4 protein-coding genes and 1 tRNA gene are annotated in these 4,949 nt (G+C 34.1%); 4 read left to right on the forward strand and 1 reads right to left on the reverse strand.

The window, feature by feature from the left end:
* Positions 1-142: 142 nt before the first annotated feature.
* Positions 143-217: transfer RNA gene (locus JT739_RS12435), tRNA-Val, on the forward strand.
* Between the two features lie 184 nt (positions 218-401).
* On the opposite strand, the gene JT739_RS12440 is transcribed toward JT739_RS12435, so the two are convergent.
* Positions 402-566, reverse strand: a complete 165-nt coding sequence (locus JT739_RS12440; protein ID WP_237661442.1) for a hypothetical protein — start codon at positions 564-566, stop codon at positions 402-404.
* 171 nt (positions 567-737) lie between these two features.
* Here JT739_RS12440 and ytxC point away from each other — a divergent pair, with 171 nt between their 5' ends.
* The 3 genes from ytxC to JT739_RS12455 all read left to right on the forward strand — a co-directional run bounded on the left by ytxC (position 738) and on the right by JT739_RS12455 (position 4,884).
* Positions 738-1,646, forward strand: coding sequence for a putative sporulation protein YtxC (gene ytxC / locus JT739_RS12445; RefSeq protein WP_237661443.1), 909 nt, complete (start codon positions 738-740; stop codon positions 1,644-1,646).
* A 60-nt stretch (positions 1,647-1,706) separates the two neighbouring features.
* Positions 1,707-2,315, forward strand: a complete 609-nt coding sequence (locus JT739_RS12450; protein ID WP_237661444.1) for a DUF445 domain-containing protein — start codon at positions 1,707-1,709, stop codon at positions 2,313-2,315.
* A gap of 382 nt (positions 2,316-2,697) precedes the next feature.
* Entirely contained in the window at positions 2,698-4,884 is a 2,187-nt protein-coding gene (locus tag JT739_RS12455; RefSeq protein WP_237661445.1) for a serine/threonine-protein kinase, read from the forward strand.
* Positions 4,885-4,949: the final 65 nt, after the last annotated feature.

Consider the following 4,949-nt stretch of genomic DNA (forward strand, 5'->3'; position numbering starts at 1 on the left):
TCACAGAATAACAACAAAAAATAGTTTTTCCCCTTGCAATAATTAAACATAGATGCTATAATAATTTCTGCAAGTTTAATTTTGAAACTTGTTAGACAATCTTATGATTACGGGACGATTCCGGTTCCCGGCACCAAGTTGTGGGCGCTTAGCTCAGTGGGAGAGCACTTCCTTGACGCGGAAGGGGTCGTAAGTTCAATCCTTACAGCGCCCACCATTTTTATTTGAGGCCATTTTTGATGACAACAGTGTTGAAAAAAATAAGGGTAATACATAGACAAATATCATTATCGGCTTAGTGGATAGTTTCCGCTAAGCCGTTTTTATTGCAACTAATAAAAAAAGGTGTTGGTGGATTCTCCAACACCAAATGTTTTACAATCAAAATATTATATACGATATTAGTTCCGTACGCTTGGTCTAAACATGTCTAGTATGCCAAGGACTACATGGGCAAGGCCAAAACCGGTGATACCTGCCCCAATCATACCACCTGTCATATATCCAACACCTGCAACCACAACACCAACACCCGTTACAATCCAACTTGTTGTTTTTCCATTCATTAAATCGCCTCCTTGATAATATTATTTCCTTGACTAGAAAGTTTTATAAAACATAACGACGATTTTAAAAGATTTCCAAATACATATAATGGAACTGTTGCCTTTGTTTTGTTGTATATGGTATAAGCCACATACATATAATATGTATTACAAAGGAAAGGGGTGGTTAGAGTGAAGCTGTTAACTATAGGCGTAATAGAACCTATTGATGGTTTTGATGATAGATTAAAGCTTGAATTTGATTTATTGAGGGAAGAGGGATTGGGGATCAACTACAGAAAAGCAACAAAAGATAACATCAGATTCTATTATTGCTATGTTGACGATGATATTTTACTTAAAGCAAATAATTTTGATAAGCTTAAACAAAGATTTATTAGTTGTGTGGCAAATGCCCTTTCTGATATTATCATAAATCATTGGGAACCAATACTTATTAGGCGAATCATAAAAGAGAACTACTTTTATTTTAATAGGACTGAGCAAAATAAAATTTACGAATTTGCAAAAGCTTTGTTAAACTATAACGAGGTAAGTGGAAAGTATGATATCTCTTTTCAAATTAAACGCAAGACTTTTGTGTTACATAGAATCCAGGAATTTCTTTCGAGTAATAGTTTAATCATTCTAGATGGCTTTGTAAATTTTCGCTTAAAAGAGTATATAATGCAGTTGGAAGATTCGGTAGATTTAGCCATAGATGAATTTCTCATGGATAAAGAGTATCGGGAATTTATAAAACTGCTTCGTCATTTTGTAGACCTTCAGGAGCCAAAAAGAGATTTAGTAAATGTAGTATTTACCAGTAATCAAATAATATTAATGGATGAAAATTTAAATTTTATTGAAAGGGATTCTAGTCTTGATTTAATAGCTAAAGAAAATCCGGATGTCAACATGGACGACATAACTGTAAGTACTTTGATAAATATTGCTCCTAGGAGAATTACTATTCATGGCTATAATGGAAGTGAAAAGCGCGAGGTTGCCAATGCTCTCTACAATATATTTGAAGGCAGAGTGAGTTTTTGCAATCACTGTGATATATGTGTAAAATGCGAATCTTTCACTAAGAAGTAAGGCCTGAAGGCCTTTTTTTTAAATCACATGTATGTTATTATCAAATTGGTGATGTTTTTTATGAATTATTACGTTCAGCTAGCATTGATGCCATTCATCGGAGCACTAATCGGCTGGGGCACTAATCTTCTAGCCATAAGACTTATTTTTAGACCTTTAAATCCAGTTAAAATTCCGCTTTTGGGGATTGAAATACAAGGATTAATTCCTAAACGCAGATTTGACATTTCTAGAAATATTGGAGAGGCATTAGAACATGAGATCATTTCCACTGAAGAGATTATAGATAACCTGGCTAATATGGGGACTAAAACTGAAATTATTAAATATATAAGGAATATAATAGACAAAAGAGTTGGTGAAAAGCTTCCAGGTTTCATACCATCAGGTTTAAAAGAATATATAGTTAATTTTGTTGGCGATATGATTGACAGGAACGGAACTGAGATTTTTGATGAAATAAAAATCGCATTAGCTCAAAAAGCCAAAGAACAACTGGACTTAAAGCAACTTGTAGAAGACAAAATCAACTCCCTAGACTTAGAGCAACTTGAGGATTTAATTATAAGGCTTTCAAGGCAAGAATTAAAACAAATAGAAGTTCTGGGTGGTGTATTAGGCTTTTTTGTGGGCTTAGTACAAGCTTTACTATCTTATTACTTGTTATAAAGCTTGATATTGAAATAATATTTCTAATACCCTGAAAAAAATGTCTGTAACTGAAAAGACATTTGTTAGCTGAAGAACTTAAAAACTACCTCAATCGACGTTAAACCATAAGTGTTCTTCACTTATGGTTTTTATTGTGTAATTAATGTTGATAAAGATCTTTACATTAAACCCGGCTTTTATTTACCACAAATAACCGTTTTGGAATAAAACAGCAGTTTAAGTTTGAGAATTTTCAATGTTTTATGCAAGAAAAATATATAGAAAGTATTTTTATAAAAAAGCTTAAATTTTTAAAATAAAATATTATATAATATTATGGTAAATATGGATGTTTTAAACAAGTGCACAGTTGCCGTCTGATTAAGAGGGGGGCTGATAAGTGCTGGATAATTTAAAAATTGAAAAGGGCAAAGAAATTTCTCTGAGAAATTTTTTTAAGGGAAATCATGCGAATATTGAATTATTTCTCGATATTTCTATCAAACTTACACAAAGTTTGGGTGAGATCCATCACAATGGCATTATTCATAGGAATTTAACGCCGGATAATATTTTTATTAACATTGATAATAAAGAAGTCAAAATAACTGATTTTAGTAATGCAATTTTATATTCAGCAGATAATTCAAAAACAATGATTAAAAGCAATTTTACAGGAGATATAAAATATTTATCTCCCGAACAATCGGCCCAAAAAGAAGGCCCATTAGGTTTTTCGGTGGATTATTATTCATTGGGAGTAATATTCTATGAGATGTTAACTGGTAAACTTCCATTTGAAGCAGACAGTACTGCTGAATGGGTTCAAGTTCATGCTACTAGGATACCGGAAAAACCGAATGCAATCAATTCACAAATTCCATCAATTATATCTGAAATAACAATGAAACTCCTTTCTAAAAATGCCCATGAGAGATATCAGACAGCTTATGGTCTGTTAAGAGATTTGATGGAGTGTAGACGGCAATGGCACGCAAAGGGTAATATAGAGCCTTTCAAACTAGGTGAGTTTGATATAACACCTCACTTCAAATTACCCACAAGGCTTTTTGGGCGTAAACGGGAAGCAAAAGCATTACAAAAAGCTTTTGAACGCGCTTGTTCAGGCGAAGGTGGGTTAATATTTATAAGCGGCTGTGCGGGTATAGGAAAGACTATGTTGATAAATGAGATTGTAAAGCCCCTTGCCGTTAGCAAAGGGTATTATGCTTATGGCAAATTTGAGCAGCTTAGACAAAATGTACCGTATGCAGCAATTTCCAGTGCATTGACAAGTGTAGTTAGACAGCTTATGACCGAAAGCAAGGACAAACTCAACGAATGGAAAAGAGAAATACAACGTGCCATAGGCAATAATGGAGCACTTATCACAGAAATAATACCGAATTTAAATATATTAATAGGGCACCAACCTTCTGTTGAGATGCTTCAACCAAAGGAAGCCATTAACCGATTTTTTAAGGTGTTTGATGATTTTATTAAAGTTTTTTCAAAAATGAATACACCGCTTGTTATTTTCTTAGATGATTTACAGTGGGCAGATGTAGCTTCTTTACGGCTATTAAAGTTTATATCAAAAAATGTCGATTCTAGATTTCTGCTCATAATCGGCGCCTATCGCGACAATGAAATAGAGCCAACTCACCCTCTACAGGCTGCTATTGAAGAAATAGAAAAAGAAGAAATTTCATTTATGCAGATACAGCTCTTTCCCCTTAACTTAATGGATGTCACGGAGTTTATAGCAGAAACTTTCCGCTGCAATAAAGAGAAAGCAGAATTACTTGCTAAGATTTTGTATCGCAAAACATACGGGAATCCATTGTTTTTAAGTCAGATGCTAATATCTATTTATAACCAAAGACTAATAACATTTAATATTAAACAGGGAAGCTGGGAATGGAAATCAGAATCCATCAATAGGCTGCAAATTCCAGATGATGTTTTAGATCTGATACTCGCAAGGCTCAAAAAACTTAAAAAAGAACAATTGGATATTTTAAAACTGGCTTCGTGCATAGGTAATAAATTTAATATAAAAACATTGGCAGCAGTAAGCCAAAAGGCAGAGGCCGAAGTTGCTGTCCTTATGGAGCAGGTGATAGCCGAAGGGTTAGTGATTGTGCTAACTGATGAGAAAAAAGAGGGCTTCCCTACAGAAACAGACACCGAAAACTATATTTTTGAGTTTTTACATGATAGGGTTAGTCAAGCTGTATATACGTTGTTAACTGATAAGGAAAAAAAGGTTGCCCATTTAAAAGTTGGAAATTTGATTTTGCAAAGCACAAAGCAAGAAGAGTTTAATGACAGAATATTGACCGCAATGGACCACATTAATCGAGGCATAGATTTAGTAACTGATTCCCAAGAAAGGCTAAAACTTGCACAGTATAATCTGGTTGCAGGTCGGAAGGCTAAAGCATCTGCAGCTTTTGATACAGCTGCTAAATGTTTTAAAGCAGGGATAACATTACTTCCTTTAAATGCTTGGGAATTATGTTATGATTTATGTTATCACCTCTATGTGGAACATGCTCAAGATCAAGTCCAATTTTTTGTGTAAAAATCCCTCTAGTTAGAACCAAGTGTTTCTATCACCACCGCTTGGCTTATTATACCGCCTCCGAC

The organism is Tepidanaerobacter sp. GT38, assembly GCF_021991635.1.
In the GTDB taxonomy this organism is placed as follows: domain Bacteria; phylum Bacillota; class Thermosediminibacteria; order Thermosediminibacterales; family Tepidanaerobacteraceae; genus DTU063.

What these genes read in the sequence shown, in the direction of transcription:
- JT739_RS12440 (WP_237661442.1), bottom strand. Translation starts at nt 566, where the DNA reads ATGAATGGAAAAACAACAAGTTGGATTGTAACGGGTGTTGGTGTTGTG.
- JT739_RS12450 (WP_237661444.1), top strand. Translation starts at nt 1,707, where the DNA reads ATGAATTATTACGTTCAGCTAGCATTGATGCCATTCATCGGAGCACTA.